This window comes from Nonomuraea sp. NPDC050451, from assembly GCF_044458585.1.
Genome location: NZ_JBITHZ010000028.1, coordinates 143140 through 169480, shown reverse-complemented (window position 1 = coordinate 169480; position 26341 = coordinate 143140). Strand labels below are relative to the sequence as shown.

At 71.7% G+C, this 26341-nt stretch carries 20 protein-coding genes; 8 read left to right on the top strand and 12 right to left on the bottom strand.

The window, feature by feature from the left end:
- A partial coding sequence (locus ACIBI9_RS49240; RefSeq protein WP_397233728.1) for an N-acetylmuramoyl-L-alanine amidase occupies positions 1-1074 on the top strand: 1074 nt, incomplete at its 5' end.
- 169 nt (positions 1075-1243) lie between these two features.
- On the opposite strand, the gene ACIBI9_RS49235 is transcribed toward ACIBI9_RS49240, so the two are convergent.
- Together ACIBI9_RS49235 and ACIBI9_RS49230 are read right to left on the bottom strand one after the other, a co-directional pair.
- Positions 1244-2224, bottom strand: a complete 981-nt coding sequence (locus tag ACIBI9_RS49235; protein ID WP_397233726.1) for a helix-turn-helix domain-containing protein — start codon at positions 2222-2224, stop codon at positions 1244-1246.
- Positions 2225-2258: 34 nt separating this feature from the next.
- The gene (locus ACIBI9_RS49230; RefSeq protein WP_397233724.1) at positions 2259-3206 is read right to left on the bottom strand and encodes a LuxR C-terminal-related transcriptional regulator; all 948 of its coding nucleotides are present in this window, start codon (positions 3204-3206) and stop codon (positions 2259-2261) included.
- A gap of 115 nt (positions 3207-3321) precedes the next feature.
- Between ACIBI9_RS49230 and ACIBI9_RS49225 the strand changes: the two genes are divergently transcribed.
- The 5 genes from ACIBI9_RS49225 to ACIBI9_RS49205 all read left to right on the top strand — a co-directional run bounded on the left by ACIBI9_RS49225 (position 3322) and on the right by ACIBI9_RS49205 (position 11406).
- Positions 3322-7158, top strand: coding sequence for a S8 family serine peptidase (locus ACIBI9_RS49225; RefSeq protein ID WP_397233722.1), 3837 nt, complete (start codon positions 3322-3324; stop codon positions 7156-7158).
- Positions 7159-7280: 122 nt separating this feature from the next.
- On the top strand, positions 7281-8171 hold the full coding sequence (locus ACIBI9_RS49220; protein WP_397233720.1) for an ABC transporter ATP-binding protein: 891 nt from the start codon (positions 7281-7283) through the stop codon (positions 8169-8171).
- Positions 8168-9013 (top strand): ABC transporter permease, encoded by an 846-nt coding sequence (locus ACIBI9_RS49215; RefSeq protein ID WP_397233718.1) that lies wholly within the window; start codon positions 8168-8170, stop codon positions 9011-9013. Before ACIBI9_RS49220 ends, ACIBI9_RS49215 begins: the two co-directional genes overlap by 4 nt.
- A gap of 115 nt (positions 9014-9128) precedes the next feature.
- A complete protein-coding gene (locus ACIBI9_RS49210; RefSeq protein WP_397233716.1) occupies positions 9129-10409 on the top strand; it encodes an FG-GAP repeat domain-containing protein in 1281 nt (426 codons plus the stop codon).
- Between the two features lie 82 nt (positions 10410-10491).
- Entirely contained in the window at positions 10492-11406 is a 915-nt protein-coding gene (locus tag ACIBI9_RS49205; RefSeq protein WP_397233714.1) for an NAD(+)/NADH kinase, read from the top strand.
- Positions 11407-11411: 5 nt separating this feature from the next.
- Here ACIBI9_RS49205 and ACIBI9_RS49200 read toward each other — a convergent pair whose 3' ends face one another.
- The 5 genes from ACIBI9_RS49200 to ACIBI9_RS49180 form a co-directional block, all read right to left on the bottom strand.
- On the bottom strand, positions 11412-12452 hold the full coding sequence (locus ACIBI9_RS49200) for a hypothetical protein (RefSeq protein ID WP_397233712.1): 1041 nt from the start codon (positions 12450-12452) through the stop codon (positions 11412-11414).
- Positions 12453-12517: 65 nt separating this feature from the next.
- A complete protein-coding gene (locus ACIBI9_RS49195) occupies positions 12518-13363 on the bottom strand; it encodes a carbohydrate ABC transporter permease (protein WP_397233710.1) in 846 nt (281 codons plus the stop codon).
- On the bottom strand, positions 13356-14381 hold the full coding sequence (locus ACIBI9_RS49190; RefSeq protein ID WP_397233708.1) for a carbohydrate ABC transporter permease: 1026 nt from the start codon (positions 14379-14381) through the stop codon (positions 13356-13358). Before ACIBI9_RS49190 ends, ACIBI9_RS49195 begins: the two co-directional genes overlap by 8 nt.
- Positions 14378-15628: an extracellular solute-binding protein gene (locus ACIBI9_RS49185; RefSeq protein WP_397233706.1), complete on the bottom strand. Its 1251-nt coding sequence runs from the start codon at positions 15626-15628 to the stop codon at positions 14378-14380. Before ACIBI9_RS49185 ends, ACIBI9_RS49190 begins: the two co-directional genes overlap by 4 nt.
- Positions 15629-15666: 38 nt before the next feature.
- A complete protein-coding gene (locus tag ACIBI9_RS49180) occupies positions 15667-16662 on the bottom strand; it encodes a LacI family DNA-binding transcriptional regulator (RefSeq protein WP_397233704.1) in 996 nt (331 codons plus the stop codon).
- A 150-nt stretch (positions 16663-16812) separates the two neighbouring features.
- Between ACIBI9_RS49180 and ACIBI9_RS49175 the strand changes: the two genes are divergently transcribed.
- Complete coding sequence (locus ACIBI9_RS49175) at positions 16813-18879, top strand: glycogen debranching N-terminal domain-containing protein (RefSeq protein WP_397233702.1); 2067 nt, start codon at positions 16813-16815, stop codon at positions 18877-18879.
- On the opposite strand, the gene ACIBI9_RS49170 is transcribed toward ACIBI9_RS49175, so the two are convergent.
- The 5 genes from ACIBI9_RS49170 to ACIBI9_RS49150 are packed head-to-tail and all read right to left on the bottom strand — an operon-like array spanning position 18854 to position 23214.
- Positions 18854-19684 carry a carbohydrate ABC transporter permease gene (locus tag ACIBI9_RS49170; protein WP_397233700.1) on the bottom strand — a complete coding sequence of 277 codons (831 nt, stop codon included), beginning with the start codon at positions 19682-19684 and terminating at the stop codon, positions 18854-18856. The two genes, ACIBI9_RS49175 and ACIBI9_RS49170, sit on opposite strands and share 26 nt — an antisense overlap.
- A complete protein-coding gene (locus tag ACIBI9_RS49165; protein ID WP_397233698.1) occupies positions 19681-20616 on the bottom strand; it encodes a carbohydrate ABC transporter permease in 936 nt (311 codons plus the stop codon). The genes ACIBI9_RS49170 and ACIBI9_RS49165 overlap by 4 nt, the downstream gene beginning before the upstream one ends.
- Positions 20616-21902 (bottom strand): ABC transporter substrate-binding protein, encoded by a 1287-nt coding sequence (locus ACIBI9_RS49160; RefSeq protein WP_397233696.1) that lies wholly within the window; start codon positions 21900-21902, stop codon positions 20616-20618. The genes ACIBI9_RS49165 and ACIBI9_RS49160 overlap by 1 nt, the downstream gene beginning before the upstream one ends.
- A 7-nt stretch (positions 21903-21909) precedes the next feature.
- Entirely contained in the window at positions 21910-22611 is a 702-nt protein-coding gene (locus tag ACIBI9_RS49155; RefSeq protein WP_397233694.1) for a fibronectin type III domain-containing protein, read from the bottom strand.
- Between the two features lie 18 nt (positions 22612-22629).
- The gene (locus tag ACIBI9_RS49150) at positions 22630-23214 is read right to left on the bottom strand and encodes a hypothetical protein (protein ID WP_397233692.1); all 585 of its coding nucleotides are present in this window, start codon (positions 23212-23214) and stop codon (positions 22630-22632) included.
- Between the two features lie 125 nt (positions 23215-23339).
- On the opposite strand from ACIBI9_RS49150, the gene ACIBI9_RS49145 reads away from it, so the two are divergent.
- Positions 23340-26243: a CBM35 domain-containing protein gene (locus ACIBI9_RS49145; protein ID WP_397233690.1), complete on the top strand. Its 2904-nt coding sequence runs from the start codon at positions 23340-23342 to the stop codon at positions 26241-26243.
- Positions 26244-26341: the final 98 nt, after the last annotated feature.

Genomic DNA, 26341 nt, shown 5'->3' with positions numbered 1-26341 from the left:
CTCAAGCTGGACGCCACCGCCCGCAAGGACGCGGGCAAGTGGTACCAGGCGATCGCCAAGTACAGCGGCGCCTCCTCGCCCGCGGTCGCCCGGCTCTACGCCGACACCGTGTACGAGCAGCTCGCCAAGGGTGTGAACGCCAAGACGCCCGCGGGGGAGACCGTCACCGCCCCGGCGCGCGCCGTGACGCCGGACCGGGGCTCGTACGCCAACGCGGACGACCTGGACAAGCCCAGCACGCTGGCGGCGAGCACCGACTACCCGTCGGCCGCGTGGGCTCCGGCGCACAGCAGCAACTACGCCGTCTCCAACCGGCCGACCAGCGACGCCATCGACCGCATCGTCATCCACGTCGCGCAGGGCACCTACGCCGGGACGATCGACTGGTTCCAGACCGGGCCCCGGCCGAACCCCACCTCGGCCCACTACGTCGTCCGCTCCTCCGACGGCGCCATCACCCAGACGGTCAGGGAGAAGGACCGGGCCTTCCACGCCGGCGACTACAACCGGCGCTCGGTCGGCATCGAGCACGAGGGCTGGGTCGAGAACGCGACGTGGTTCACCGACACCATGTACCGCTCATCGGCGGCGTTAACCCGCAACATCGCCGACCGGTACGGCATCCCCAAGGACCGCACCCACATCACGGGCCACAACGAGGTCCCCGGCGCCGACCACACCGACCCGGGCCAGTACTGGGACTGGACCAAGTACATGCAGTACGTCACCGGTAGCGGCGGGGGCACCAACCCGCACACGCCGGAAGAGGTGTGCGGCACCGGCTACAAGGTGATCGACTCCAACGCGCTGGGCACGGCGGGCACCGTCTTCCTGCTGTACAACTCGGGCAACGGGAACAACTGCGTGGCCACGATCAAGAAGACCTCGCTGGGTACGGCCACCGCGACCACGGCCTTCCTGGAGGTCGAGGGCAAGCCCCGGGTCACCGACACCGGGAACTTCGCGTACTACGCCGGACCGGTACGGGCCGCCGCCGCCGCCGAGTGCGTCAAGTGGGGCGGCAAGGCCGGGACGAGCACGTACGAGAGCCCCTTCGAACACTGCGGAAGCTGACCCTCTGACCCTGTGGCCGGATCGCGGACTCGCGATCCGGCCACAGCCACGTTCTCAGCCGTCGCGGGCCGGCGTCCCTTGGGAAGGAGCGCGCCCGCATCCCCTCCCCCGAACGCTCAAGGCGCTTCCTCCTCCCCGACGGACGGCCCCCTGGTCGGTGGGGGAGGGGTCAAGGGGTCGGAGGCGGCGGTGGTTGGGAGAGGGCGGCCTGGACGCCGGCCTGGAAACGGGTGCGGGCGCCGAGCCGGGACATCAGCTCGGCGATCCGGCGCTCCGCCGTCCGGTGCCCGACGCCGAGCTGGCGGGCGATGGCCTCGTCCGTGAGGCCTGACAGCAGGAGCGCGATCAGCCGGGCGTCGTCCCCGGAGTCCCGGGGCGGCGGGTTGCGCGCGGACGGCGCCAGCCCGAGCGGCAGGGCCCGCTGCCACAACCCCTCGAAGAGCCTGATCAGCGCCTCCAGCAGCCCCGACGGATGGATGACGAGCGCCGCCACCGCGTCCGCCGGTTCGTGCCTGAGCAGGAGCAGCGCCAGCCGGTCGTCCACCACGTACAGCTTCATCGGCAGTTCGGGCAGCACCCGCGCCTGCTGGCCCGCCCCGACCATCTCCTCGATCTGCCGTAACGCGCCCTCGGCCGCCACGAAGTCCCGCTCGTAGATCATGCGGCTGGTGATCCCGCGCTCCAGCAGCTCCCGCTGCGCGGCCACGCTGCCCAGCGGGTCGAAGTACGGCCGCCTGGACAGGCACCGGAGCTGCTGCCTGGCGGCGCGCTGGATCTGGGCGTGCCGCTGCTCGACCGCCCGCCGCCCGGTGACCACCTCGACGACCACCGGGGGCGTACGCTCCCGGGCGCGCTCCTGGAAGACCTCCTCCAGCTCGCGGGCCCGTTCGCGGACCCGGAGCAGGTCGCGTTCGGCGGCGAGCAGGAGGACGTCGAGCGCCATCTCCGGGGCGACGGCGGCGTAGGCGGGCGGAGGTCCCGGGGACGTGCTGAGCAGGCCCTTGGACTCCAGCGACGCCAGCAGCGGCTGCAGGTCGGCGCGCGGCCAGGCGGCGGCCAGCTCGGCGAGCGTGGCGGGGGAGCGGTCCAGCAGCACCTCGTACAGCGCCTCCTCGTCGGGCCCGAGCCCGATCGCGCCCAGCGGGGTCACGGGGCGTCCCCATGCGGGGCGAGATGGGGCGGCGTCACGACTCCTCCAGCCAGCCGCGCACGACCGCCTGGTAGCCCGCCTGGAAGCGGGTGCGCGCGTCGAGCCGGACCATCATCGCGCGCACGTGCCGGCGTACCGTCCGGTCGCTCCACCCGAGGTGGGCGGCGATGGCCGCGTCGGTCAGCCCGGCGGTGAGCAGCGGCAGCAGGTCCCGCTGCGCGTCGGCGGGGCCGGTCGCCTCGGCCAGCCGCCCGTGCCTGACCTGCAGCGGCACGGCCCGCTCCCAGTACATCTCGAACAGCGCCGACAACGCGTCCAGCAGCGTCGAGTCGTGCACCACCAGCGCGGACTCCACCACGTGCTGGTCGTGGCGGAGCGGCATGATCGCCATGGGGAGGTCGTTCAGCGCGAGCTTGACGGGCACGTCGCCGACCCTGGCCTGTTCGCCGGCCGCGACGTAGCGGGTGATGAGCGAGAGGGTGCCCGGCACCTCCATGGCCCGCCGGTCGTACAGCGCCCGGTACTCGACACCCCGCTCCAGCAGCTCGAACTCCACCGCGTTGCCGCCCATGGGCGTCGCGTACGGCGGCGCGTCGAAGACGCTGATCTGCCGCCGCGCGCTCTCCTGGAGCCGCTGGAACCACCGCCCCACCGCGTCCTTGCCGATCACCACCTCGACCAGGTCGGCGGAGTCCCCGTCCGGCACCGAGCGGTGGAAGCGCGCGGCGAGCTGGGCGGCGCGGTGGCGGGCCGCGGCCAGCTCCCGGGTGCGCGCCCGGATGAGCGCGTCCAGCCCCATCTCTGGCGAGACCGCCACATAACGCGGCGGGTCCTCAGGGAGGCGGGTGATCAGCCCCAGCTGCTCCAGCCTGGCGGCCGTCGAGGCGGCGTGCCCCAGCTCGGCGAGCGCGGCGGGGGAGCGCTCCACCAGCGCCTCGTACAGCGCCTGCTCGGCGTACGAGAGCCCGATGATCTCCAGCACGATCACAGCATGTCCTATTTCCGTACATGGCGGGAAGAGGACTCACAATCGTCTTTCGCGGCTTTACTGCGATCTGTCATGGTTCCCGGGGACACGATGATCTCTGAGGAGACGCATGATCGGCCGGTCGCTTGTCGCGTTGGGGGTGCTGCTTTCCACCGGGATGGCCGCCCCGACCCCACCTCCCGCTCCTCCCTCCGTGGCGACGCCGGTCGTCGGCGCGGCGGGGGAGTCCGCGAAGAAGATCACATTGATCACCGGGGACGTGGTCACCTACAGTACCGCCCCGGACGGCAGCCCACAGGCCCAGATCCAGCCTGCCAGGCGCCCGGACGGCGCGCCTGTGTTCTTCATGTCGTTACGCGAGTCCGGCGCGTACTACGTCTACCCCACGGACGTGATGGGCCTGGTGTCGGCGGGACGCCTGGACAGGGGCCTGTTCGACGTGGCCTACCTGGCGGCCAACGGCTACTCCGACGCGGAGAGCCCCACCCTGCCCCTGATCGTCCAGCACGGGACGCAGCAGCGCATCGCCGGGGCCCGCACCCTGGCCAGCATCGACGCCGCGGCCGTGAAGGTGGACAAGAAGGCCGCCGGGCAGTTCTGGTCCGGGGTCAGCACGGCCAGGGCCGCGTCCGAGAAGATCTGGCTCGACCGCAAGGTCCAGGTCTCGCTCGACAGGAGCGTCAAGCAGATCGGCGCGCCCGAGGTGTGGGCGGCCGGGCTCAAGGGCGCGGGCGTCAAGGTGGCCGTGCTCGACACCGGCATCGACGCCACCCACCCCGACCTCGCCGGCCGGATCGCCGCCGCCGAGAACTTCAGCTCGGAGAAGACCGCCCAGGACGGCCACGGCCACGGCACGCACGTCGCCTCCATCATCGCGGGCAACGGCGCCAAGTACCGCGGCGTCGCCCCCGAGGCGTCGCTGCTGGTCGGCAAGGTGCTCAACAACTACGGCGGCGGCCTGGAGTCCGACGTCATCGAGGGCATGCAATGGGCGGTCGCCCAGCAGGCCCGCGTGGTCAGCATGAGCCTCGGCGGCTGCTGCCCCGGCCCGGACAACCCGCTCGACCAGGCCCTGAACAAGCTGTCCGCCGATTCCGGGGCGCTGTTCGTGGTCGCCGCGGGCAACGACGGCAAGAGCCGCCGGATCGGCACCCCGGGCACCGCGGCCTCGGCGCTCACGGTCGCCGCGGTGGACCGCGAGGACAAGCTGGCGTCCTTCTCCAGCCGGGGCCCCACCGCGATCGACTACAGCCTCAAGCCCGACATCAGCGCCCCCGGCGTGGACATCGTCGCCGCCCGCGCGGCCGGCACCTCCATGGGCGAGCCCGCCGAGGACGGCTACACCACCGCGTCCGGCACCTCGATGGCCACCCCGCACGTCGCGGGCGCCGCCGTCCTGCTCGCCCAGCAGCACCCCGACTGGACGAACACCCAGCTCAAGGCCGCGCTCACCAGCTCCGCCCACGGCGACGGCCAGGACGCCTACGAGCAGGGCGCCGGCCGCGTGGACGTCGCCCGCGCCGTCAAGCAGCAGGTACGCGGCTCCGGCGGCATCGACTTCGGCTTCCTGCCCTCGCCCCAGAACGGCCCGGTCACCAAGACCCTCACCTACACCAACGACGGCGACCAGCCGGTCACCCTCACCCTGAGCACGGGCGTCACGGCGCACCGGGGCGGCGACGTGCCCGCCGGCACGCTCACCCTCGACCACGACACGGTCACCGTCCCCGCGCACGGCACCGCGCCGGTCGCGGTCACGTTCGACCCCGCGGGCCCCGACACCTGGTACGAGGGCTACGTCCGCGCCTCCGGCGCAGACGGCCAGGTCCAGGTGAACACGGTCGTGGGCGCGTTCGTCGAACCGAGGAAGGTCACCGTCCGGGCCCGGGTGGTGCTGCCCGACGGCGCGAGCGCCCCCACGGCGATGCCGTGGATGTTCATGCGCACCGACGACCGCGACGACCTCCAGTACGCCTACACCCCCGCCTCGGGCGCCGAGACCGAGGCCCAGGTCTACCCCGGCACCTACACCGTGCTCACCGCGCTGGCCTGGCGCGGCGCGGACGGCGAATGGGTCCAGTCGCTGCCGTCCGACCCGCAGATCGAGATCACCAAGGACACCACGGTCACGCTCGACCTGCGCAAGGCGCGCAAGGTGTCCGTGGAGACGCCGCGCGCCTCGGAGGTCCACCTCTCGCAGTACGCCTACCGGCGCGTCGCGGCCAACGGCGAAGCCTGGATCGACGTGCAGTCCCTGTACCCGCAGTACGGGCTGGACAACTACGTGATGCTGCCCACCCGCAAGGTCACCCAGGGCACGTTCACCCTCAACGGCCGCTACCAGCTCCGCGCCCCCGCGATCACCATGAAGGTGCCCGGCGGTCCCCGCATCACCCCCCGCTACCAGGACGTGGCGCCGCAGACGCCCAAGCTCGACGGCCGCAGCAGGCTCTCGCTGGTCTACGCCGGCAAGGGCACCGACTTCGCCGGTCTGGACGTGCGCGGCAAGCTCGTCCTGCTGAACCTCGAGGACCTGTGCCCGGCCATGGCCTGCACGGGCAACGCCCTGGACCGGGTCAAGGCCGCCCAGCAGGCGGGGGCAGTGGGAGTCCTCGGGTACGGGGCCGTCAACCGGGCCTTCCTCGACCCGGCGGGCAGCTGGCCCACGTACCCGATCCCGACCATGAGCCTGACCGCCGAGCAGGGGCGGGCCCTGGCCGCCCTGGCCGGGCGCCGGCAGGTGACCGTCTCGGCGGAAGGCGTGGCGACCACGCCGTACCTGTACTCGCTGATGCTGCCCGAGCAGGGCCGCGTCCCCGCCGACCTCGCCTACTCGGTCAGGACGCGCGACCTGCAGCGCATCGAGGACCGCTTCCACGCCGACCGGCCCGGCCAGGTGGAGCTGAGCACGTCGGCGGGGATGCTGCGGCCGGGCAGGTTCGGGCTCACGTGGTCCATGGAGCACACCGTGCGGGCTCAGACGGCCTTCACGGAGTACGTCGGGCCCGTCTCGCCGGACGTCGTCTGGACCCGCTCGAACACGATGGACTACGACGAGGGCGCCGACTTCTACAGCAGGCGCGCGCTGACGGCGACCGCCATAGACGTGTTCACCACGGCGGGCACGCGGACCGAGCCGTGGGGGATCCAGCCCCGCGTGCCGGGCAACGTCGTCGTCTCCGACGCGGTGCTCCGCTCCGGGACCGCCCAGTGCTTCCCCTGCCGGACGAAGGACACCTTCCTGGCGACCCTGCCGGTCATGGGCCCGGTGCCGAACCACCAGGAGGCGTTCGCGTACAACGCCAACTTCCAGAGCGACAAGCACGGCGGCAAGGACGAGCTGCGCCTGTACCGCGACGGGCAGGAGGTCCCGCTCGTCGAGGCGACGATCGTGATCGCGATCTTCGCGATCATCGTGCCGACCTTCACTCTCCCGGAGACGGAGGCCGCCTACCGGCTCACCGACAAGTTCCACACCCCGAACAAGTCCCAGCTGTACGCCAAGGACGTCGAGACCGCCTGGACATTCCGGTCGAAGCGGCCCACCGGCGGGATGCAGACCACGGACGACGGGCTCTGCCTGGCCTGGTTCGCCACGGGCAAGCTCGCGCCGTGTGAACCGGTCCGGCGGCTGAACCTCCGCTACGACGTGCCCCTCGACCTGGACAACCGCCTCAAGGCGGGCACGCCGCACCGGATCACCGTCACCGGCTACCACGGGTCCTACGGCACGCCGGACGCGAAGGTCACGGACGTGAAGCTCTCGGTCACGTTCGACGACGGCGCCCACTGGACGCCGGTCCGCGTCTCGGCCTCCGGCCACGCCACCATCACACCCCCCGCGCTGGCCGCCACCACGGGCGCCGTGGGCCTCAAGGCCCAGGCGACGGACGCCGAGGGCAACACCGTCGAGCAGACCGTCCAGCGGGCGTACGGCCTGAAGTGACCTCGCGCGGCCGCGCTAAGCAACCGTCGTTGACTAAGTCTGAATTAGTCAACTAGGGTTGCTAGCGCGGCCGGGTTCTCCGGGCGCCACGCCGAGGCGTGCTCCCACGAGAGGCGAGATCCATGACGACGAGAGAAGTCGTGCTGGACGTCGAGGGCCTGCGGATGCGTTACGGCCCGGCCGACGTCCTGCACGACGTGAACTTCCGGGCGCGCCGGGGCGAGGTGGTGTGCCTGCTCGGCCCGAACGGCGCGGGCAAGACCACCACGATCGAGATCCTCGAAGGCTTCCGGATGCGGTCGGCCGGCCGGGTCGAGGTGCTCGGCACCGATCCGGCACGCGCCGGCGAGGACTGGCGGGCGCGGATCGGGGTCGTCCTGCAGTCCTGGCGCGACCACGGCAAATGGCGGGTACGCGAGCTGCTGGAGCACCTCGGCCGCTACTACGCCGCCTACGCCACCGAGACCGTCGCCCGGCCGTGGCGGGCCGACCCGCTCATCGCGGCGGTCGGCCTGACCGAGCAGGCGGAGCACAAGATCAGGACGCTCTCCGGCGGCCAGCGGCGCAGGTTCGACGTGGCCGTCGGCCTCGTGGGCCGCCCCGAGCTGGTCTTCCTCGACGAGCCCACCGCCGGGCTCGACCCGGTGGCCCGGCGCGCCTTCCACCAGCTGGTCCTGGAGCTCGCCGCGGAGGGCGACACCACGATCCTGCTCACCACCCACGACCTGGCCGAGGCCGAGAAGCTCGCCGACCGCATCATGGTGCTCGACGGGGGCCGGATCGTCGCGGACGGCACGGTCGCGCAGCTCGCCCGGCAGATCGCCGGCCAGGACGAGGTGCGCTGGACCCGCGACGGGCAGCGCTACGTCCGCTCGGCCACCGAGTCGACCCGGCTGGTGTTCGACCTGTTCAAGCAGTACGGCGAGGAGATCGAGGACCTCGAGGTGCGCCGCGCCTCGCTGGAGGACACCTACCTCTCCCTCGTCCGGCAGGCGGAGGAGGGAGCCCGATGAGCCCGACCGCGACGGCCTGGCGGGCCGGCTGGTCCCGCGGCCTGATCGAGCTGCGGCAGTCGTTCACGAACGCCGCCGACCTGTTCAGCCACTTCCTCTGGCCCGTGCTGATGCTGGTCACCACGTACTTCCTGCGGAACGTGTCCTTCGGGCAGAGCGGGCTGTCCCTCGGCGTCCTGGCCCTGCCGAGCATCCTCGGCATGAACGCCGGGATGTCCATGGTGAGCATGAGCCAGCACCTCACCGCCGACCGCGAGGACGGCACCCTGCTGCGCGCCAAGGCCACGCCGCACGGCATGACCGGCTACCTGCTCGGAAAGATCGTCCTGGTCGCCGGTGGGCTGGTCGCCGACCTCGCGATCTTCCTGGTTCCCGGCATGTTCCTCGTGCCCGGCCTGGCGTTCGGCGACGCGGGCGCCTGGCTGACCGTGCTCTGGGTGCTCGTGCTGGGGCTGGTGGCGACGCTGCCGCTGGGGGCGGTGCTGGGCTCGGTGTTCGTCAGCGCCCGCAGCCAGGGGCTGATCCAGCTCCCCGTCCTGGGCCTGATCGCGATCTCCGGCATCTTCTACCCGATCACGGCGCTGCCGGAGTGGGTGCAGTGGATCGCCCAGGCGTTCCCGGTCTACTGGCTCGGGCTCGGCATGCGCTCGGCCCTGCTCCCGGACGCCGCGGCCGCAGTCGAGATCGGCGGGTCCTGGCGGCCTGTGGAGACGGCCGGGGTGCTGCTGGCCTGGGCCGTGCTCGGGCTGGTCGCGGCGCCGTTCCTGCTGCGCGGGATGGCCCGCCGGGAGTCGGGCTCCAGCGTCGCGGCCCGCCGCGAGAAGGCCCTGCAGCGGATCTGACGCGCCCTGCGACCTGCGGGAGACCTGGCCGCGACAAGGCCCGGCGGCGGATCTGACGCCCGGCTGGTGACGGAAACCCGGCGCTCGGCAGGTCGGCGCACTAAGCTCGGTGCCTGTGCCGCGAAGGGTGATGATCTGGCTGGCGTTGGCCCTCCTGCTCGCCGGATGCGGCGGCGTCCGGCCGGCGCCGCGCAGCCCCGCCGCTCAGTCGCCGTCGGCGTCCACGCCGACGCCGTCCACCACTCCGACCCTCGCGCGGCGCTCGGCCATGGCCGGCGGGCGTCCCGACGACGTCAACGGCGACGGCCGCGCGGACCTGCTCGTCTACGCCGAGCTGCTCCGGCCGGGCATACGCTTCCTCGCGGTCGTCTACGGCTCGCCCCGGGGCCTGCGCACCGGCAGGCCGGCGATCGTCTCGTCGCAGACGTTCTTCGCCTGGCAGATCGATCCGGGCATCAGGGCCGACCTCGACGGGGACGGCTTCGGAGACATCCTGGGCTACGGGCGGCCGGGCGATCGCGACGAGACGATGGGCCCGCACATCTTCTGGGGCGGCCCGGACGGCATCGACACGGGAACGCTCCCGACCCCGGTGCCGCCGCCCATCAAGACCACCATGGCGACATTCCGGTCCGTCGCCGGCGACTTCGACGGCGACGGCGCCGCCGACGTGGCGATGTCCGCCGACGACAACCGGGGCGCCTCCAACCTGGTCGTGATGTACGGCCCGTTCAGCCGCGCGGGCGTGCCGAGCCGCCAGACCGTCCAGCCCTCGCCCACCGGCGGCCAGTTCTGGCGGATGACCGTCGACGAGATCGACGGGCGGCACGCGACCGGGCTGGTGGTGTTCACGGGCGACGACGGCGAGCAGACCTCCGGATGGCTGCTGAACGGCGGCCCCGACGGCCTGGCGAAGGAAGGGCGCAAGCTGGGCAAGGGCCTGGCGGCCACGTTCGGCGACTTCGACGGCGACGGCACCAGGGACCTGGCGGTCGGCGACGACGGCAGCCGCAACGACGAGCCCGGCACCGAGACCGAGGCGCCCGCGGTCGACAGGACGCTGACCGTCTACTACGGCGACGGCCGTACCCAGACGTTCAAGGGCGAGAGTGGTTCGGCGGTCGGCGGCGACTTCGACGGCGACGGCCGTGACGACCTCGCCTTCGGCGGGGCGCGCGACGGGCGTGAGCCGGTCCGGATGTTCTGGGGCGGCCCCGGCGGCCTGCGAGCCGGTGGCGGCATCCGCGGCCTGGTCCGCGGCGCGCCACTGGCGGCGGGCGACTACGACGGCGACGGGGACGACGAACTCGTCCTCGCCTCCGGCGACGACCTCCTCAACGTCCTGGTGACGGACGGCAGGAGCGTACTGACCCGCGTCGACCTGCCACCCCGCTGAACCACCCGGCCTCGGCCGCGCCCCTGACGGTGATTTCCATCCGAAAGGTCCGCTGACCCCAGCGCTGGGTAGGGGGCACCTCGTGAAGCACTTCACTGTTGGGCTGGTGGTGCACCCCGACCGGCCGGTGCTGGACTCCGTACGGCTGATCGTCCGGCACGCGCGGAGGAAAGGGGGCGGCGTCATCGCCCGGCCGTGCGACGCCCGGCGGGTGGGGCCGGAGGTCGAGATCGTCACGCCCGAGGAGTTCGTCGAACGGGTGGACGGCGTGATCAGCCTGGGCGGCGACGGCACCATGCTGGGCGCGATGCGCCTGGTCGTCGGCCGCCAGGTGCCGGTGCTCGGCGTCAACCACGGGCACCTGGGCTTCCTCATCGAGGTGACCCCGTCGGAGCTGGAGCCGGCCCTCGACCGCCTGGCCGAGGGCCGCTACACCCTGGAGCCGCACAGCTGCCTGGAGGCGGACGACCACACCGCGTTCAACGACCTCGTGGTCACCGCCGCCGAGCCGCTGTCCAGCCTGACCCTCGACCTCGAGGTCAACGGCCTGAGCCACGGCTACTACCGCGGGGACGCGGTGATCGCCTGCACCCCGACCGGCTCGACGGCCTACAACTACGCCGCCGGTGGCCCGGTCATCTCCCCGTCCGCCCCGGTCGTGGCCCTGACCCCGGTCGCGCCGATGTCCGGCATCAGCCGCCCCGTCATCCTCGGCAAGGACGACCGGGTCGTCCTGCGCAACCCGTCCGGCGACGTCCCGCTGCTCTTCTCCGTGGACGGCACTCCCGCCGAGCCGCTCCGGCCGGGCGCCGAGCTGTCGGTGCGGCTGCGCACGGACGCGGTGGACGTCGTACGGTTCGACGCCGACACCCACGCCCAGCGCAACCGGGTCAAGCTCAGCCTCCTGGACCTGCCGCTCAGACGCGACCAGCTCGTGGAGCTCGTCCCGCAGCCCCTGCGCGAGCAGGCCGAGCGGCTGCGCCAGACGATGCCCTGACCGCGCTAGACCCGGACGCCGGCCTTCCGCCACGCCTTCAGCAGCCGGCGGGTCGAGCCGCCGATCGGGCCGACGGCCTCGTACAGCACCTCCCGTGACACCGGCTCGGCCTGCGTCACGGCGGTCACGGCCTCGTCGGCGGTGGTGATCGTGTGGGAGCAGACGCTCAGCAGGTAGCCGGGGATGTTCAGGCGCGGTTCCGTGCAGCCCACCAGCGGGACGCCCACGGCGGCGACCACCGGGAAGACCGTGCCCGGGATGCCGATGGCGGCCTCGGCCCTGGCCGAGGCCTGGACCGACGGCACGGAGCTGATCTCGTACTTCTCCCAGAGCGAGCGGTCCTCGCGGGGGTGCAGCCCCACGAGGATGTGCTTGCCCGCCGCCGCCAGCCGCTCGGCCGCGGCCAGCAGCAGCTCGGTGCCGGGGGCCGAACCGCCCGTGCTGCTGGATTTGGTCACGCTGGTGAGCACCAGGACGGTGCCGGGCTCGGGCGCGTGCCTGGGCAGGTCGTCCGTCTGCGGGGAGCCGACGACCGTGATCGGGCGGCGCGTGCCCAGGTAGTCGTCGAACACCTTGGCCTCGGCCGGCGAGGACGCGGTGATCGCCCTGAGCCGGTCGCGGAACTCCTTCGCGCGCGGCGCCTCGACCGGCAGCTGGTACGCCAGCGAGCTCGCGACCAGCGGCAGCCTCGGGAACCGGGCGGCGCACTCCGCCGGCCAGTCCCCGGCGCCCGTCACGACGAGCAGGTCGGCGTCCGGAGCGCGGTTCGGCGTCGCGACCGGCACCGGATCGCCCGGCTTGATCCCCGTCAGGTCGGGCACCAGCTGCGTGATTTCCCACCCGCGCCGCCGCGCCTCCGGGAGCAGCGGGGCCACGTGATAGGTGCCCCACGGCTCGTTCGTGGCGATCAGAACCCGGGGCGCCCTGCCGAGAGACCCGGTGGCCGCCTGCGCGGCGGTGCCGGCGAAAGCGCCGAGAACGCCGAGGCCCGCGCCCGCGAGCAGGGAACGCCGGGAGAACAAAGGAGGTCTGTCATCAACTTTCACGAGATCGCAATCTATGGTGTGGTTGCTACCCGTTTGTGAACATCCGCTGACGCCCGGAGGAATGGTCAGCCCTTCTCGGAGCCCTCGTTGGCGCCGCGCACGAAGTACCGCTGGAAGATCACGAACACCACCGCCACCGGAATGGTCGCCATCAGCGCGGCCCCCAGCTTGAGCGGATACTGCGTGCCCTTGCCCAGCGACCCGCTCACCAGGTCGGCCAGCCCGCGCGGCAGCGTGAACAGCTCCGGGTTCTGCACCGCCACCAGCGTGTGCGGGAACTCGTTCCAGGTGCCCTGGAACGAGATGATGGTGAGCGTGAGCAGCGCCGGCCGGGCCATCGGCAGCACGACCGACCAGTACGTGCGGAAGACCCCGGCCCCGTCCACCCGCGCCGCCTCCTCGACGCTGACCGGCAGCGACTCGAAGAACTGCTTCATGATGAACACCCCGGCCGCGTCCGCGATCACCGGCAGGATCAGCGCGGTGTAGCTGTCGTACATGCCGAACTGGTTCAGCACCAGGAACTTCGGGATGAACAGCACCACGCCCGGCACCGCCATGATCGCGATGATCGATGAGAAGATCGCGCGCCGCCCCGCGAAGCGCAGCCGCGCCAGCGCGTACCCGGCCATGGAGTCGAGCAGCACGCGCCCGGCCGTGACGACCACGGTCACCAGCAGCGAGTTGCCCAGCCACAGCGGCAGGTCGGTGTTGAGGAACACCTTCTCGTAGCCGCCCATCGTCACCGGGCCGGGGACGGGCGACAGGGGGTGCGCCGCCGCGTCCGGCTCGGTCTTGAAGGAGGTGGCGATCTGGATGACGAACGGGTAGAGGAAGACGAGCGCGAAGAAGATCAGGATGCAGTAGCCGGCGAACGTGGAGGCCAGCGAGCGCGCGTTGTCCTTACGCATGACGCCTCTCTCTCATCACCCAGCGCTGGACCAGGGTCAGCACCACGATGATGGCGAACAGCACGAACGAGATCGCGGTGCCCGAGCCGTACTCGAAGCTGCGGAAAGCCGTCTGGTACGACAGGAACGCCGGCGTGAGCGTGGTCTTGGCGGGATTGCCCTGGCTCATCACGTAGATCTGGTCGAAGACCTGCCACGTCGAGATCAGCCCCAGCGTGAGCACCAGGAACAGGGTGGGCTTGAGCAGCGGCAGCGTCACGTTCCGGAAGACCTGGCGGCGGCCCGCCCCGTCCAGCATGGCGGCCTCCTCCAGCGACACCGGGATGTCCTGCAGGGCGGCCAGGAACATGAGCATGAACGTCCCCGACGTCGTCCAGACGACCAGCATGATGATCGTCGTCATCGCCACGCTGGGCCCGGACAGCCACTCCCACCACGACAGCCCGAACGGCCCGCCGGAAGTCAGCGCCTCCGGCGGAGCCTCCGGATCGACCAGGCCGACGGACCCGAGCAGCAGGTGCAGCACGCCGCGCGAGTCGGCGAACCACTGGGGCCCGTCGATGCCGAACATGCTCAGCAGGGCGTTGACCGCGCCGGAGTTGGCGAACACGAACAGGAACACCACGCTGATCGCCACCGAGCTGGTCACCGAGGGGAAGAAGAACGCGGCGCGGAAGAACGTCCGGCCCTTCAGCAGCCGGCTGTTGACGATCAGGGCCAGGCCGAGCGCCAGCACGGTCTGCAGCGGGACCACGAGGGCCACGTAGTAGACGTTGTTGCGGACGCTCGTCATGAAGTCCTGCCTGGCCAGCCCCTCCTCGGTGAACAGGCGGGTGTAGTTGTCCACGCCGACGAACGGCACACCGCCCCGGAACGGGCTGCCCTGCCCGTTCCAGTCGGTCAGGCTCACCCACAGCGCCATGAGAATCGGCGCCAGCATGAACAGGCCCAGGATCACCACGACGGGGGCCGCGAAGAGCCAGCCCGCCAGGCTCTCACGTGTCTTGCGGACGGTCATGACGTGCCGAGCGCGGCCTGGATGTTCTTCTGCGTCCGCTGCAGCAGCGTCTTGGGCGGGGTGGTGGCCAGCTTCTGCAGCCCGGTGTCGAAGTCGGTCAGGACGCTGTCCATCTTGGGGGCGTTCACGGGACCCTGGGCGTAGTCGGCGCCGTTGACGAAGGGGCCGTCGTCGGGGAACTCGGCGGTGTAGGCGGCCTTGGCGGACTGGCGCGAGGGCATGACGCCGAACGCCTTGGCGAAGGCCATCTGCTGGTCGGCCTTGGTCATCGCCTCGACGAACGAGACGGCCTGCTCCTTGTGCTTGCTCTTGGCCGAGATGCCCCAGCAGTTCGTGAACGACAGCGTGCCCTTGCCCTTGGGGCCCGCAGGCAGCTCGTGGACCGAGTACTTGACGTCGGGGAAGTCGGCCTTGAGCGCGCCCTTGATCCAGTTGCCCTCGATGGTCATCGCGGCCTTGCCCTTGCCGAAGGCCTCGCCGCCCCAGCCCGCGTCGAGCTGGTCGGGGTAGCGGGCCAGCTTGGCCGACACCAGCGAGCGCACGTACTCGAGCGCCGCGAGGTTCTGCGGGCTGTCGGCGGTGGCCTGCTTGCCGTCGGGGCTGGTCAGCCAGCCGCCGGCCTGCACCATGAACGCGCCGACACGGTCGCGGGTCGGGCCGATCGCCAGCGGGGTGACGCCCTTGGCCTTGAGCTTCTCGCCGACCGAGGTGAGCTGCTCCCACGTGGTCGGCACGTCGGCGTCGGCGAGCCCGGCCTTGGACCACAGGTCCTTGTTGACGATCAGCGCGAGGGTGGAGAAGTCCTTGGGCGCGCAGTAGAGCTTGCCGTCACGGGTGAACGCCGTGCGCAGGGACGGGTAGAAGTCGTCGGGCTGGCTGATCTTGTCCCCGTACGGCTCCAGGGCGCCGACGCTGGCGTAGTCGGCGAAGCGGGAGGCGTCCACGTAGAACACGTCCGGGGGATTGTCACCGGCGAAGGCCTGGCCGAGCTGCTGGGCGAGATCCTGCGCGGGCGTCACCGTCGCGGCCGCGCCCGCCGAGGAGGCCCAGGTCTGGGCGGCCTGCTTGACGGCGGTGGTCTCGGCCTCGCCGGAGGAGCCGATGAGGATCTGCAGGTTGACCTGGCCGCCGCTCTGCTGGGGGGCCTGGCTCGGCTTGTCGTCGAAGCCGCTGCCGCAGGCCGACAGAACGAGCGTGGCGCAGGCGAGGCCGCTGATCGCGGTGGCGCGGCGGGTGCGTGGCGTCATCGGAGTGGGTCCTGTTCTCGCGTTGTGGGGGGTGGGGGTCAGGCGGACTGGCGGATGGTCAAAGAGGGGGCCAGCAGCACGTGCGCCGACGGCGGCTCGGCGTCGGGGCTCTCCAGGGCGCGGGCGAGCAGTTCGACGCAGGCCGCGGCGGCCTCGCCGAGCGGCTGGTGGACGCTGGTGAGGCCGACGGCCCTGGCGGCGGGCGTGTCGTCGAAGCCGATCACGGCGACGGGCCGGCCGGGCTCGCGGGCCTGCAGCGCGCCGAGGGCGAGGGAGTCGCTCGCGCACACCAGGGCGGTCACGCCGGGGTCGGCGCCGAGCAGGTCGCGGGCCGCACTCTCACCGGCGGCGATGCCGTCCTCGACCGCCCGCTGCAATCCGCTGAGGTCCTGGCCGCCGAGTGCTCTCGCCCAGCCCTCGCGGCGGTCGTCACCCACGCCCGAGCCGGGCGGCCAGCCGATGAAGCCGATGCGGCGGTGACCGGTGGCCAGCAGGTGGCGGGTGGCCGCCTCGGTGCCCGCGGCACCGTCCACGTCCACCCACGGATGGCGCGCGTCGGGCAGGTCGCTCCAGGGCCGGCCGAACGCCACGAACGGCAGCCCGCGCTCCAGCAGCCAGGACGCGCGCAGGTCGTCGTGGTGGGTGGCCGTCAGCACGAACGCGTCCGGCTTGTACGCGCCGAGCAGGTCCTCGTACGTCGCGATCTCCGAGCGGTCGTCAGCGGCGGTGTAGAGCAGGATCCGGTAGCCCTCCTGCGCCGCCGTCTGCGACAGGCTGTGCAGGAAGCGGTCGGCCCACGAGCCGCTGATCCCGTCGCCGTCGGGCTCGATGCCGATGGCGATCAGGCGCGAGCGGCCGGTGCGCATCTGGCGGGCGGCCTGGTTGGCGCGGTAGCCGAGCCGCTCGACCACCTCGAGGACGTGCTTGCGGGTCTCCTCTCGGACTACTTCCGGGGTGTTGAGCGCGTTCGACACCGTCTGGCGCGACACGCCTGCCGCCTTCGCCACATCGGTGATCGTCACCTTTCCCGCCATAAATCACCTTTCAAAGGGGTTGAACGTTCAAAGTCGGGTGCGGCATGATTTGATCGTTCAAAGTTAGCGGAGTGTTTCGAAATCTGCACCCCCGGCGACCTTCTGTCAAGACCCGGGGTGATCATTGAACCGATCTCAGGGGGAAACGTAGTGCTTCAGCCGCTGCTGCACGATCTGGTCAGCACCGTCATGGCGCCGGCGAGCGCGCTGAGCGACGCCGACGGCCAGATCCGCCCGGCCGGCGTGCAGGGGCTCTTCTGCGCGGACCGCCGGGTGCTGTCCCAGGCCCGGCTCCTCGTGGACGGGCGCGAGCCGGAGTCCATCGGGTACGCGCCCGGGGCCGCCGGACAGGCCCGGTTCGTGTCCCTGGCCCGCTGGCTCGGCGACCGCACGGTCGATCCCACGGTCCGGATCGAACGCTCGTGGGAGCTGTCGCCGTACGGCATGGGAGAGCGGGTGGAGATCGTCTCCACCGCGGCGTCGCCGGTCACGGCCACCGTCACCGTCGAGCTGGCGTGCGACTTCGCGGCCGTCGAGGCGGTCAAGTCCGGGCGTTCCGGCACCCCCGTACCGGCGAGCGCGGCCGGAGAGGGACGCCTGACCTGGCACGCCGACACCACCCACGTCACCGTCACCGGCCACGACGCCCACGCGACGGCGGGCGACGGGGCATGCCTGCGGTGGGAGGTGAGCCTGCCGCCCCGAGGCCGGGCGACCCTGCACTGGGAGCTGGCCGTCGAGGACTCCGCCGCGGTCGTCGTGCCCCCCGCCGCGACCCTCGAATGGAGCCCGCCGCACGTCACCGCCGACGACCGGCGCGTCACCAGGCTGCTGGACCAGTCGCTCGAAGACCTGCGCTCGCTGCGGCTGGCCGAGCCCGGCGAGCCCGGCGACACGTTCCTCGCGGCCGGGGCGCCCTGGTTCCTGACCCTCTTCGGCAGGGACAGCATCTGGGCGGCGCGCATGCTCCTGCCGCTCGGCACCCGGCTGGCCGCGGGCACCCTGCGCGTCCTGGCCCGCCGCCAGGGGCAGCGCCTCGACCCGGACTCCGGCGAGGCCCCCGGAAAGATCATGCACGAGCTGCGCCGGGAGGCCTTCGACCTGGACGACAAGGGCGGACGGCTGCCCGCCGCCTACTACGGCACCATCGACGCCACCCCGCTCTGGATCAGCCTGCTGCACGACGCGTGGCGCTGGGGCCTGCCGGACTCGGAGGTGCGGGCGCTGCTGCCGAACCTCCAGGCCGCGCTGGGCTGGCTCGCCGATCACGCCGACCCCGACGGGGACGGGTTCCTCGAGTACATCGACTCCAGCGGCCGCGGCCTGGCCAACCAGGGCTGGAAGGACTCGGGCGACTCGGTGCGCTTCCACGACGGCCGCCAGGCCGAGCCGCCGATCGCGCTGGCGGAGGTGCAGGGCTACGCGCACCAGGCCGCCCTGCACGGGGCCGCGCTGCTGGACGCCTTCGGCCTGCCGGGGGGCGACCGCTGGCGTGACCACGCCGGGGCGCTGGCCGAGCGCTTCCGCGCCGCCTTCTGGGTCGACGGGCCCCGGGGCCCCTTCCCGGCGCTCGCCCTCGACCGCGACAAGCGCCCCGTGAACTCCCTGACCAGCAACATCGGCCACCTGCTCGGCACCGGCCTGCTCTCGCGCGAGGAGTCGGCCCGGGTCGCCGGCCTGCTGGCCTCGCCCGGCATGGCGGAGGCGTTCGGGCTGCGGACGATGTCGTCGGACGAGGGCGGGTTCAGCCCGCTGTCCTACCACTGCGGGTCCGTCTGGCCGCACGACACGGCCATCGTCATCGCCGGCCTGGCCAGAGAGGGCTTCGACGAGGAGGCCGCCGCCCTCGCCGAGGGGCTGCTGGCGGCGGCCGAGTCGTTCGGCTACCGGCTGCCGGAGCTGTTCGCGGGCGACGCCCGGGACCGGGTGGGCCGCCCGGTGGCCTACCCGGCCGCCTGCCGACCCCAGGCGTGGTCGGCCGCCGCCGCGGTCGTCATCGCCCACGCGGCGGCCGGGCTCTACCCCGACGTGCCGGCGGGCCGGGTGGAGCTGCGCCCGCTGTCCGGCGCGCCCCTGGGAGCGCTGGCCGCCGGGCTACGCGTCGCGGACGCGGAGGTCGAGGTACGGGTGGACCACGACGGCACCGCCACGGTCAAGGGCCTGCCGCCGGGCCTGCGCCTGGAGGAGACCGTCACCCCTTCGTCGCGCCGCCCGTGAGGCCCTTGACGAACTGCTTCTGCAGCAGCAGGTAGAAGATCAGGATCGGCAGCGTGGCCAGGAACATCAGCGCGAACATGCCGCCGAAGTCCGCCGCGTACTGGCCGAGCGACTTGTAGACGCCCGTCATGATCGTCGTGCCCTCGCGCGGGCCGTAGATGATCAGCGGGTTGAGGAAGTCGTTCCAGATCCACACCCCGAGGAAGATCAGCACGCTCGCGGTGGCCGGCCGCAGGAGGGGGAAGACGACGCGCCAGAACGTCTGCCAGCGCGTCGCCCCGTCGATCGCGGCCGCCTCCTCCAGCTCGCGCGGGATGCCCTTCATGAACCCCGAGAAGACGAACACCCCGAACGGCACGTAGTAGCCGACGTTGAACAGGATGAGCCCCTGGAGCGTGGACATCAGCCCGAGCGACTTCAGCACCTGCGTGACAGGGATGAGGATGACCTGCGGCGGGATCATCAGCCCGCACAGCAGCAGCACCATGACCGCGCGCGACCACCACCGGGTGTGCCGCGCCAGATAGTGGCCCAGCATGGCCGACAGCAGCGTCAGGATGACAATCGACAACGACGTGACCACGACGCTGGTGCGCAGCGACGACCAGAAGAGGCTGTCGGGGTCGGTCAGCACGCGGGTGAGGTTGTCCAGGGTGGGCGGCGCGGGCAGCGACATCGTGTCGCGGGCGACCTGGCCGCTCGCCTTGAAGACGTTGATCAGCGCGATGTAGAGGGGGATGAAGAAGACGGCGCCGATGACCAGCGCCACCAGCGGACGCACCCACGACAGCCGGGAGCCGCTCACAGCTGGACCTCCCTGCGCTGCAGGATCCGCAGCGTGACCACCGACAGGGCGGCGATGACGACGAGCATGACGACCGCCTCGGCGGAGGCGTAACCGGTGCGGTTCTCCACGAACCCCTCCTGCAGGACGACGAACGCCACGCTGGCCGTCGTGCCCGTGCCCGGGCCGCCGTTCGTGATGACCTTCACGTGGTCGAAGATCTTGAACGCCGAGATCAGCAGCACGACGGTGTTGATGGTCAGCGCGGGCGCCAGCAGCGGCCAGGTCACCTTCCAGAAGCGGCGCAGCGGCCCCGCCCCGTCGATCGCGGCCGCCTCGGCCAGTTCCTGCGGCACGCCCTGCAGCCCGGCCAGGTAGACGACCACGCAGAAGCCGAGCATCTGCCAGCAGACGATGGACGACAGCGAGTACAGCGCGATGTCCGGGTCGGACAGCCAGCCCGGCGGCTCGGCCACGCCGAGGGCCCGCAGCCCCTGGTTGACCGGCCCGTCGTCGGCGAGCACGCGCGTCCAGATCACGCTGATGACCACCGAGCTGATCACCATCGGCGTGAAGAAGACGCTGCGCAGCGCGTTGTAGAGCCAGCCGCGCCGGTCGAGGACGACGGCGACGGCCACGCCGAGCACGTTCGGGACGATGACCACGATCAGCGTCAGGATCGTGGTGACCCGCAGCGAGTTCAGGAACGTCTCGTCGCGGAAGAGCAGCGCGTAGTTGCGCAGGCCCACGAACTGCGTGTTCGGCCTGAGCAGCGCCTGGTTGGTGAGGCTGTAGCCGACGCTCATCGCGATCGGGAGCAGCACCAGGCACGTGTAGACGAGCGTGCCCGGCGCCGCGAACGTCAGGAAGTGCCACAGGCCCGGCCACGCCGGCCGCCTGCTCCCACGGCGGGCGAGCGTGCCGGGCCTGCGATGGGTGGTGCTGACGGCCATCAGCCGCTCTTCTCCCATTCGGTGTCGAGGAAGGCCAGCGCCTGGTCCGTCGCCTTCCTGCCGCTGACCAGGTCCTGCGCGGTCGACCAGAACTTGCCCTGCATGCCGGGCAGCATCGCCGCGTCGCCCGCCTCCCAGCTGAACGCCGGGACGGTCGCGTTCTGCCGGATGGCCTGCTGCCACAGGTCGTACACGGCCTTGAAGACCGGGCCGGTGGCGGACGGAGGCGTGTAGCCCTTGACGGCGGGGAAGAGCGCGTCGGCCTTGACCGAGGCGTCCAGGTTCTCCTTGGTGAGCTGGAAGGCCAGCGCGAACTTCTTGGCCGCGGCCATGTTCTTGGCCGTGGCGCTGACGGACAGGCCGCCGCCGGTGAACGCCGGGAGACGCAGGCTCCCGTCGTCGCTCGGCCAGGCGAACACGCCGATGTCGTCCTTCATGTCCGACTGGTCGGCCGCGGCGGCGAACCAGCTCCCCATCGGGTACATCGCGCCCTTGCCGGCCAGGAAGGCCTCCTGCGTCTTCGGGTAGTCCTGGCCGATCTGCCGCTTGTCGATGTAGCCCTTGGCGGCCAGGTCGGCGAACTTCTGCGTGGCCGCCTTCATGGCCGGGTCACCGGCGAAGGTGACCTGCCCTGCGCGCCGCTTGGCGATCCAGTCGGGCGTCCTGGCGTACAGGTCGGTGGCCAGGATGGCGGTCCACGGCTGGGAGGTGACGAACACCCCGCCGCTCACGAACGGCGTGATCCCGGCGGCTTGGAGCTTGCCCGCGTCGGCGAGCAGCTCGGCGTACGTCTTCGGCGGCGCCTCGATCCCGGCCTTCTCGAACAGCTTCCTGCTGTAGTAGACGTTCGGGATCGTCTGGGTGTTGGCGGGCAGCTGCAGCACCTTGCCGTTGACCGCCCCGCAGGTCGGGCAGATGAAGTCTTTGAGCTCCTGCTCGGTCCAGCTCGCCAGGTTCGGCTCCAGGGCGATCAGGTCCTGCATGCCGATCTGCACGTCCGGCAGCTGGCCCGAGGCGGCGAGCTGCTTGGCGTAGTCATTGCGCTCCGACTCCGACGGCGCGGCGACGAGCTCCACGTCGAGGTCGGGGTTGGCCTTCGTCACCAGCGCGACCTGGGCCTTCCAGTACGACTCCGGCAGGTTCGGCGACGGGAAGACGAGGAAGGTGACCTTCTGCTTGCCGCCGGTGGAGGGTGCGGCGGAGGTGCTCGGCGTACCGCTCGAACAGGCGCTCAGCGCCAACGTGACGGCCAGCGCGAGCGCTCCGGCCGCGGACAGCTTGTTCATGGTGAGCTCAGTCTTCTCCGGTGGTGGGGGATGGGAGGTCGTCGCCGGTCGTCCGCCGGACGACGTTCGACGGCGGGCCGTAGCGGAAGGCGCGCACCCGGTACGACGCGTGCCGCTCCTCGGGCAGGGTGACCAGGCCGAACGCGTTGACGTCCGGCGCCAGCACGGCGGTCACCCGGTAGTCGGGCCGGCCCGCCGGGCGGTCCTCCAGCAGGAAGCCCTCCTCGTCGCGGGCCTGGTCGGCCCACCGGAACGCGACGCCGTCGGCCTGCGTCACCGTGGCCGTCAGGCCGGTGGGCGCGGCTCCTTCGCCGCCCACCGGCCGCGTCCCGGGGGACCCTCCCGGGATCACGCGCGGCTCGGCCCAGCCGGGGCCGGGCTTCGGGTAGGGGCCGTCGCCAAGCGTGACGTCTATCGGCGCGGAGGCCGCGCCGTAGTAGGGCCGCAGCCGGTAGTGGAACGTGGTGCGCGGCATGAGGTCGGGATGGGTGTACCCGGTCTGCTCCGGCGGCAGGAAGCCCAGGATCGTGTACGGCCCCTGAGGCTCGGTGGCGAACTCGATCACGTGCCCGGCGGCGCCCGGATCGCGGCCCCGCCAGCGCAGCGCGATGTCGGTCGGCGACACGAGCGCGGCCTCCAGCCGGACCGGCGGCTCCTGCCGTGGAGCCGCGCACCCGGCAGTCACCGACGCCATCAGCACCAATGCCATCTGGGCCCTCATCGCCCCCTACTTACGCCAGAAGCGGATGCCGCTCCACTCGACCGTGGCGGGCCCCTGGCCGCTGGCTGTCCGGTACGCCCCGAACTTGTCGTAGAAGCTGCCGCTCTCGCTGGCCACGGTGTGCTTCAGCGACCCGTTGACATAGGTGCGGTGGACGCTGCCGACCACGTGGACGGTGTTGACGCGGACCGTGGTGCCGATCGTCGCCCCCGTGGCGATCGTGTCGCCGCCGTGCACCGCGTACAGCCGCCCGCCGCGCTCGACGGCGAGCATGAAGAACGGGCCCGTGGTCTTGAACGTCTGCTTGAGGCTGATCCGCGAACCGGGCAGGCTGGTGATCTTGAAGTAGCCCTCGAACTGGCGCGTGCCGCCGGAGTAGGTGGCGTAGCGCCGTTCGGCCCGCTGGTCGCCGCTGCCGGTCGAGCAGGTCAGCGTGAACGTCAGGTCGCTGACGTCGCCGCAGCCCCGCTCCTGGACGGTGAACGTGGGCGAGTACGAGGTCCACGGCCCCGATTCGACGGGGTCGGCCGAAGCAGGGAGGGCGGGCAGCAGCATTCCGGCCGTCAGCGCGCTCGTGGTGAGTAATCGCATCGACCCTCCATTAGGAAACTTTCCTATCATGAGACATAGGATCACTTAGTGTGTTCAGGCGTCAAGCGTCTTGACCGAGGGCTGTGGCTGCTGTATTCGTCGGATGTCTGAAGGGGAGCGACTCCATGAGACTTCGACCGCATCGCCGTACCCTCCTCGCCGCACTCGTTCTCGCTGTGATCGTGAGCCTGTGCGCGGCGCCCGCCGGCGCGGAGGTCCAGCACCCGAGGCAGCAGTGGTTACGCGACTCCACCGCCGGGCTGTTCCTGCACTGGGGCATGTTCACCGCGCCGCGCCACCTCGACTGCGCGGCCTGGGAGAGCGACGTCACGCGTGGCGGCTGGAGCCCGGACTACTGGGTGGACGAGGCCCGCAAGCTGGGCGCCTCGTACATCGTGCTGGCGACGTTCCACAGCAGGCTCGGGTACGCGCGGCCGTGGCCGTCGCGGATCCCCGGTTCGTGCAGCACCGAGCGGGACTTCCTCGGCGAGCTGGTGAACGCCGGCAAGGCCAAGGGCGTGCGCGTCATCCTCTACATGACCGACGACCCGCAGTGGCACAACGAGCAGGGCGTCGAGACGCTCGACTCGGCCGCCTACTCGGCGTACAAGGGGCGGCAGGTCGACCTGACCACCCGCGCCGGGTTCGGCATGTATAGCTATGACCTCTTCTTCGAAGTAATGGCCAAATATCAGGACTTGGCGGGATTCTGGATCGACAACGACAACGAGTACTGGGAGCAGAACCGCCTCTACGAGCAGATCCGCGAGAAGCGCCCGTCCTGGTTGCTGAGCAACAACAACGAGGACACCCCGATCATGGACACGGTCAGCAACGAGCAGAAGACCGGCATGACCCCCGCCTACGACTACCCGCAGGCCGCCTGGACCCCGATGCCACGCCTGGTCGAGGCCGACTACAAGCTGCCCACCACCGGCGACTGGTGGTACGACGGCGGCAGCCACCCGGTCGACTTCCGCCTCAGCACCGGCCGCTACGTCACCAACGCCGGCTCCTCGATGAAGTCGCTGATGGCCGAGACCCCGATGGTCAACGGCAGGTTCCCGCCCCAGCAGGAGGAGTTCAACGCCTTCATGTCCACGTGGGTCCCGCCGATCGAGGAGTCCCTGCGGGGCACCGAGGGCGGCGGCTACATGTACGGCGGCCTGCAGCCCGGCTTCTGGAACGACGGCGCCCACGGGGTCGTCACCGTCGAGCGCGGTGCGGCGCCATCTACCGGGGTCCAGTACGCGCACGTGGTGACCCGGCCCAGCACGGACCAGGTGCGGCTGCGCGACAACGGCCACCGGGTGACCCGGGTCAGCGACCTGCGCACGGGCGAGCGGATGCGCTTCAGCCAGTCCGGCGGCTACCTGACGATCCTCGGCATCACCCGATGGGACGACTACGACACGGTGTTCAAGGTCGAGACGGCCGGCCGCCCCGGCTTCTACGACGGGCTCAAGGCCACCGCCACCGCCTCCCGCGACGGCCACCCCGCCGCGGCGCTCGTGGACGGCAGCCACGAGGTCTACTGGGACAGCGGCGCGACCCTTCCCGTCTCGGTGACGCTCGACCTCGGCCGCGTGCGCAAGGCCGCGTACCTGGCCGTCAGCCAGCGCGAATGGTCGCCGACGTACGCGCGGGAGACGTTCGGGCGACCCGAGGACTCGGCGCGGATCAAGGACTACCGGGTCTACGCGAGCGACGACGGCCGGCACTGGGGCGGGCCCGTCCGCGCCGGCGCGATGCGCAGCGCCCGCGGCACGCAGATCGTGGACCTGGGCGAGCTCCGCGCCCGCTACCTCAAGCTCGAGGTGCTGAACACCTGGGCCGGCCGGCAGGCGCCGCGCTTCTTCCGGGAGCTGCAGATCGACGAGATCAGGGTCGCGGACGGCTACCCGCTCTCCTTCGGCGACCCGGTGCCGCTGGAGGCCGAGCGCCGGCACCGTTCGGGCGCCGCCCGCCTCGACCTGTGCCAGGCCTGCTCGGGCCACGCGCAGGTCGCCGGGCTCGGCGGCGGGGCGCGTAACGCGATCACGTACCGGGACGTCACGGTGGCCGCGGCCGGCGACTACCGCCTGCAGATCGACCACACGGCCGCCGCGCCCACCTCCCTGAAGGTCGCGGTCAACGGCGCCGCGCCCGTGGAGGTCCAGGTCCCGGGGGACAACCCGGACGTGCCGCTCTCCACCGCGCTGCCGGTGCCGCTCAAGGCCGGGGCCAACACGATCACCCTGTTCAGCGACGCGGCCAAGGGGCCGGGTGTCGACCGCCTGGCGGTCGCGCCGCTGCCGCCCGCCTCGTACGTGCCCAAGACGACCATGACCGTCGAGCCCGGCGGCCTGCAGTGGGCCGGCCCCGGGCAGCAGACGATGAAGGTGTCGGCCAGGCTGCGCCTCGACGCCGACGACGCGATCGACCGGGTGCGCCTCGCCCCGGTCGCGCCCGCTGGCTGGACCGTCGAGGGCGCCCCCGTCACCGCGGCCTCGATGCGGCTCGGGCAGACCCTCGAAGGCACCTGGACCCTCACCTCGCCGCCCGGCCAGGACGTCACACCGGCCGACATCCCGGTGACGGCCGCGTTCGAGGTGCTGGGCCGGGCCAACACGGTCACCCGGCAGGTCCGCGTCCGGCCGCGCCCCGCCGACCGCGTGTCCATGCGCGAGGCCGAGGACTCGCGCAACGGGCTCGGCAGCGCGGGCATCACCAACTGCTCACCGTGCTCCGGCGGCCAGAAGGTCCGCAACCTCGGCGGCGCCCCCGACGCCTTCGTGCTCTTCGAGGACGTCGTGGTGCCGGAGGCCCGGCAGTACACGATGTTCATCGACTTCACCGTCAACGGGCAGCGCTCGTACCTCGTGAGCGTCAACGGCGGGGCGCCGGTCGAGGTGAAGGTGAGCGGCGCCGGCAACAACACCCCCTACACCACGACCGTGCCCGTCACGCTGCGGGCGGGCGCCAACACCGTCAAGCTCTACAACGACACGCAGGCCGCGCCCGACCTGGACCGGATCTCGCTCGGCTAGTCGAACAGCTGCGTGAGCTTCAGCACCAGCTCGTACACGCCGAACGCGAAGGGCAGCGCGACCCAGGCCCACGCCAGCACCATCAGGGCGGTCCGCCT

Bases quoted from the DNA above. Each gene is read 5' to 3' on its own strand.
- ACIBI9_RS49220 (WP_397233720.1), top strand. From the start codon at position 7,281: ATGACGACGAGAGAAGTCGTGCTGGACGTCGAGGGCCTGCGGATGCGT.
- ACIBI9_RS49215 (WP_397233718.1), top strand. From the start codon at position 8,168: ATGAGCCCGACCGCGACGGCCTGGCGGGCCGGCTGGTCCCGCGGCCTG.
- ACIBI9_RS49165 (WP_397233698.1), bottom strand. From the start codon at position 20,616: ATGGCCGTCAGCACCACCCATCGCAGGCCCGGCACGCTCGCCCGCCGT.
- ACIBI9_RS49190 (WP_397233708.1), bottom strand. From the start codon at position 14,381: ATGACCGTCCGCAAGACACGTGAGAGCCTGGCGGGCTGGCTCTTCGCG.
- ACIBI9_RS49145 (WP_397233690.1), top strand. From the start codon at position 23,340: ATGAGACTTCGACCGCATCGCCGTACCCTCCTCGCCGCACTCGTTCTC.
- ACIBI9_RS49225 (WP_397233722.1), top strand. From the start codon at position 3,322: ATGATCGGCCGGTCGCTTGTCGCGTTGGGGGTGCTGCTTTCCACCGGG.
- ACIBI9_RS49180 (WP_397233704.1), bottom strand. From the start codon at position 16,662: ATGGCGGGAAAGGTGACGATCACCGATGTGGCGAAGGCGGCAGGCGTG.
- ACIBI9_RS49160 (WP_397233696.1), bottom strand. From the start codon at position 21,902: ATGAACAAGCTGTCCGCGGCCGGAGCGCTCGCGCTGGCCGTCACGTTG.
- ACIBI9_RS49185 (WP_397233706.1), bottom strand. From the start codon at position 15,628: ATGACGCCACGCACCCGCCGCGCCACCGCGATCAGCGGCCTCGCCTGC.
- ACIBI9_RS49150 (WP_397233692.1), bottom strand. From the start codon at position 23,214: ATGCGATTACTCACCACGAGCGCGCTGACGGCCGGAATGCTGCTGCCC.
- ACIBI9_RS49155 (WP_397233694.1), bottom strand. From the start codon at position 22,611: ATGGCATTGGTGCTGATGGCGTCGGTGACTGCCGGGTGCGCGGCTCCA.
- ACIBI9_RS49195 (WP_397233710.1), bottom strand. From the start codon at position 13,363: ATGCGTAAGGACAACGCGCGCTCGCTGGCCTCCACGTTCGCCGGCTAC.